At 69.4% G+C, this 4179-nt stretch carries 5 protein-coding genes; 3 read left to right on the forward strand and 2 right to left on the reverse strand.

Annotated elements, in window-relative coordinates:
* Positions 1-710: AfsR/SARP family transcriptional regulator (locus tag K6I34_RS32795; RefSeq protein ID WP_229331682.1), on the reverse strand; the 710-nt coding region annotated here is incomplete at its 3' end.
* A gap of 289 nt (positions 711-999) precedes the next feature.
* On the opposite strand from K6I34_RS32795, the gene K6I34_RS32800 reads away from it, so the two are divergent.
* Genes K6I34_RS32800 through K6I34_RS32810 form a run of 3 tightly spaced genes read left to right on the forward strand, consistent with a single transcriptional unit; the run spans position 1000 to position 3844 of the window.
* A complete protein-coding gene (locus K6I34_RS32800) occupies positions 1000-1611 on the forward strand; it encodes an IS607 family transposase (protein ID WP_229331683.1) in 612 nt (203 codons plus the stop codon).
* Entirely contained in the window at positions 1608-3017 is a 1410-nt protein-coding gene (locus K6I34_RS32805) for a transposase (RefSeq protein WP_229331684.1), read from the forward strand. The genes K6I34_RS32800 and K6I34_RS32805 overlap by 4 nt, the downstream gene beginning before the upstream one ends.
* A gap of 17 nt (positions 3018-3034) precedes the next feature.
* On the forward strand, positions 3035-3844 hold the full coding sequence (locus tag K6I34_RS32810; protein ID WP_229331685.1) for a site-2 protease family protein: 810 nt from the start codon (positions 3035-3037) through the stop codon (positions 3842-3844).
* Between the two features lie 139 nt (positions 3845-3983).
* Here the strand turns inward: K6I34_RS32810 and K6I34_RS32815 are convergent.
* Positions 3984-4179, reverse strand: a 196-nt coding sequence (locus K6I34_RS32815; RefSeq protein WP_308294093.1) for a hypothetical protein, incomplete at its 5' end; no start/stop codon positions are given.

Below are 4179 nucleotides of genomic sequence, written 5' to 3' on the forward strand. Positions count from 1 at the left end.
AGCAGCTCCGCGTGCAGGGCCCGCAGCTCCGGGCCCGGGTCCGCGCCCAGCCGCTCGGCGATCCCGGCCCGCACCGTCTCGTACGCGGCGAGGGCCTCGGCCGGGCGGCCCGCGGCGCGCAGGGCACGCAGCAGGAGGGCGTGGAGCGGCTCGTCCAGGGGGTGGCCGTCGCACAGCTCGGTCAGCTCGGGCAGGGCCCGGTCCGCCCGCCCGAGGGCGACGGCGGCGGCGAGACGCGTACGGCGGGCGTCCAGGTGCCGTGCCTCGTACCGCCCCACCAGGGCGGACCGGCCGGGCAGGTCGGCGAGGACGGGACCGCGCCAGAGGGCGAGCGCCTCGCCCAGCAGGGCCTCGGCCCGCTCCGGGTCACCGGCGGCGAGCGCGGCCGTGCCTTCGTCGGCGAGCCGCTGGAAGCGGTGCAGGTCGACGTCGTCGTGCCCGGCGCACAGCCGGTAGCCGCCGGCGGTGGAGACCACCGCGTCGGGGCCGAGCACACGCCGCAGCCGCGCCACGAGCGCCTGGAGCGCGCCCACCGCGTCGGCAGGCGGTTCCCCGTCCCACACCGCGTCGATCAGCGCCTCGGCGGTCCGGGCACGCCCCGGGTACAGCGCGAGGGCCGCGAGCAGAGCCCGCAGCCTGGGTCCACCGAGGGCGACGGCCTGGCCGTCGTCGGTGCGGGCCGTGGTAGTGCCGAGAATCCCGTAACGCACGGCCCTATTGTCCCCCGGGACGTCCACCGGTTTTCCGACGGCGGAACCCGCCCCGTAAGGGCGCGGGGCTGTTCCCCCACGCGGCTCCGCCGCATGGGGCGACCAGGCGAAGACAACCCGCACCCACTGGACAGGAGCACCCAGCAGACGGTAAAGCGCACCTCCGCAGAGGCGGTACCGTCACCCCCGGTACGTTCCTGCACCCGAGGTAATCCCGACGGCAAAAGACTTCCACAGGAGCAGGGTTAGCTGTTGATTTCTTGTTCAGAGCTGCCTAGTGTTGCTCGTTGTGAGCAAGAATTATCGGATCAGCGAGTTCGCTGCGCGCATCGGCCGGTCACCTTCGACCGTGCGGCGGTGGGAACGTGAGGGCCGCATCGTGGCCAAGCGCACCGCCAGCGGGCAGCGGTACTTCGACGAGTCCGACGTGCTGACAGCCCTGCGACCCGGGTTCGAACCTTCGACGCGGTCCACGGTCGTGTACTGCCGCGTGTCCTCACCCGGACAGAAGGACGACCTCGCCTCGCAGGTCGCGGCGATGGAGATGTTCTGCCTGGGCGCCGGTATCGCGGTGGACGAGTGGATCAGCGAGATCGGCGGGGGCATGGACCTGAGCCGGGAGAAGTTCCTCGCCCTGATGGACCGGATCGAAGGTGGAGAGATCACCCGGCTGGTGATCGCGCACAAGGACCGACTCGCCCGCTTCGGATTCGACCTGATCGAGCATGTGGCCGGGCGGCACGGCTGCGAGATCGTCATCGCGAACATCGACATGCTCTCCCCGCAGCAGGAACTCGTGGAGGACCTGCTGGCGATCGTGCACACCTTCTCGCACCGCCTGCACGGCCTGCACCACTACGAGAAGAAGCTCAGGCACGAACTGTCCGGCGGTGGCCGGTGAAAGTCACCCGTATCGCCTACTCCAGGAACCTCAACACCGGGAAGTACACCCAGCTCGCCGAGCAGGCACGGCGCCTCGGCCACGTGCGCACTCTGGTGTGGGCCCGGTACGGCTCGCCACTGCGCGACGGCGCCAAGGACCGCACCATCCGCGATGCGTGGATGAGGGACGGAACCGCCGAAACCTTCGGGGTGCTCGCCAACGCATGGAAGGAGACCGTGCGGGACGCAGTCGCCGACATCACCGCCCACCGCGAGGCCGGGAAATCGAAGGTCCGCAAAGCGGTACACCGCCGCTGCAAGGATGAGGCGAAGCGTAAGCGGGCCTACACCGACCTGAAGTACGGCCGGTGGCACGACGACAGCTTCCTGTCCCGGAAGATGCGCCAGCACGTCCGCCACGGCGTCAGCAGGACGACGAACCAGATCGTGGTCCGCTCCGACCAGTACAACGTATGGACCATGGCCGACGGCAACACGTGGATCGCCATCCCCGGCCTTGAGCGCAGGCAGAAGATCGCCATCCCGCTGAACACGACCGTCGCGCCCACCGGCACCCTCCGGCTGATCCTGCGTGACGGACGGGTCGAGGTGCACTACGCCGTCGATGCGCCTGGTCTACGCCAGACCAGGCCGTGCGGCACAGCGAAGCTGGGCGTGGACAAGGGCTACACCGAAGTCCTCACCGACTCCGACGGCAACCACCACGGCACCGGGCTGGGCTCCCTGCTGCGCGCCGAGTCCGACTGCCTCAAGACCAAGAACGCCCGCCGGGCCAAGATCCGCTCCATCGCCGAGAAGGCCCGCCAAGCGGGTGACCAGGCGAAAGCCGACCGCATCCACGCCAACAACCTCGGCCTGGTCAAGCGGAACCGGCGCCGCGCCCGGTTCAAGTCCCGCGTCCGCACGGCCACTTTCACCGCCGTGCACGCCGTCGTGGACAAGGCCAGGCATCTGGTGGCCGAAGACCTCACCCGCAGCTTCCCCACCCGGAAGAAGCTGGGCAAGAACACCAACCGCCGCCTCGCCGCCTGGACCAAGGGCGTCACGGCCGAGGCACTCAACAGCGTGTCAGAGCGCAGAGGTTCTGCGCTGACGCTGGTCAACGCGGCCTACACCTCACAAGTCGTCCCCTGTTGCCGGATCCTCGGCAAACGCCAGGGGGACCGGCTTCACTGCACCCGGCCAGGGTGCGGGGTGGTGTGGCAGGCAGACCACGCGGGAGCGATCAACGTCCTGGAACGAGACGGAGACCCTGACATCTCCCTGCACACCCCGCACACGCGAGTGAAGCAGATCATCCAGGAACGAGCCGATCGCCACCGGACCAGACTGCCGGTCCAGGACTCCAGCACCCCCGTGCGGAGAGCGAATCATCCGATCCGGGCAGCAATGCTCAACGAATAGGAAGCAGCGCACTCACTATGTCACCAGCGACCCACGGCGAACGGCGCGTGAGCCCCGTCTTCCTCGCCGTCGTCGCCATCATGGCGGTCTCCATATGGGCGGTGTGGACGGACTTCTCGGCGAGCCCCGGCTTCGCCGTCTTCCTGTTCGTCCTCTCCGGCTGGGTCGTCTCGCTGTGCCTGCACGAGTACGCGCACGCGCGGACGGCCCTGTACGGCGGGGACATCTCGGTGGGGGCCAAGGGCTATCTGACGCTCGACCCGTTCAAGTACACCCATGCCCTGCTGAGCATCGTGCTGCCGGTGATCTTCGTGATCATGGGCGGGATCGGTCTGCCGGGTGGCGCGGTCTTCATCGAGCGGCATCGCATCCGCGGCCGCTGGAGGCACAGCCTGGTCTCGGCGGCGGGCCCGCTGACGAACGTGCTGTTCGCGGCGGTCGTGACGGCGCCCTTCTGGCTGGGCGCGATGGACGGGGTGCCGGACCACTTCCGCTACGCGCTGGGCTTCATGGCGCTGCTCCAGGTCACGGCGGCGATCCTGAACCTCCTGCCGGTGCCGGGCCTGGACGGCTACGGGGTGATCGAGCCCTGGCTGTCGTACAGGATCCGCCGGCAGGTGGAGCCGTTCGCGCCGTTCGGCATCCTGGCCGTGTTCGGCTTCCTGTGGATCCCCGAGGTGAACCACGCCTTCTTCGACATGATCGACGCGGTGCTGCGCGGCCTGGGCGTGACGGAGTGGGACACGTACTGGGGCCGCGAACTCTTCCGCTTCTGGCAGGGCACGCCGGACATCCCGCCGATGACGGGGATGGTCCTCAACCCGTAGGAGATGAAAGCAGACGCGCCCCGAAAGGGGCGCGGGGCTGTTTCAATATGCGGCTCCGCCGCGTGGGCGCGACCAGCCACAACGGACCCGCAGCCGCGCGCGGAGCGGAAGAAGCAGACGCACAGGCGCCCCGCCCAGCTCAGCGCAGCGTCCCGGCTGCACGGTCGTTCTTCTGCTTCCGCACGTAGTACCAGGCGATGTTGGACGCCACACCGAAAAGCAGCACCCACACCACGCCGATCCAGCTGCCCTGGGCGAAGGAGACGACGGCCGCCACCGCCGCGAGAACGCAGACGACGATGGCGTAGAGGGCGAGGCGGGGCATGGGGTACGGC

The sequence above is a fragment of the Streptomyces sp. UNOC14_S4 genome (assembly GCF_020740835.1).
Lineage (GTDB): Bacteria > Actinomycetota > Actinomycetes > Streptomycetales > Streptomycetaceae > Streptomyces.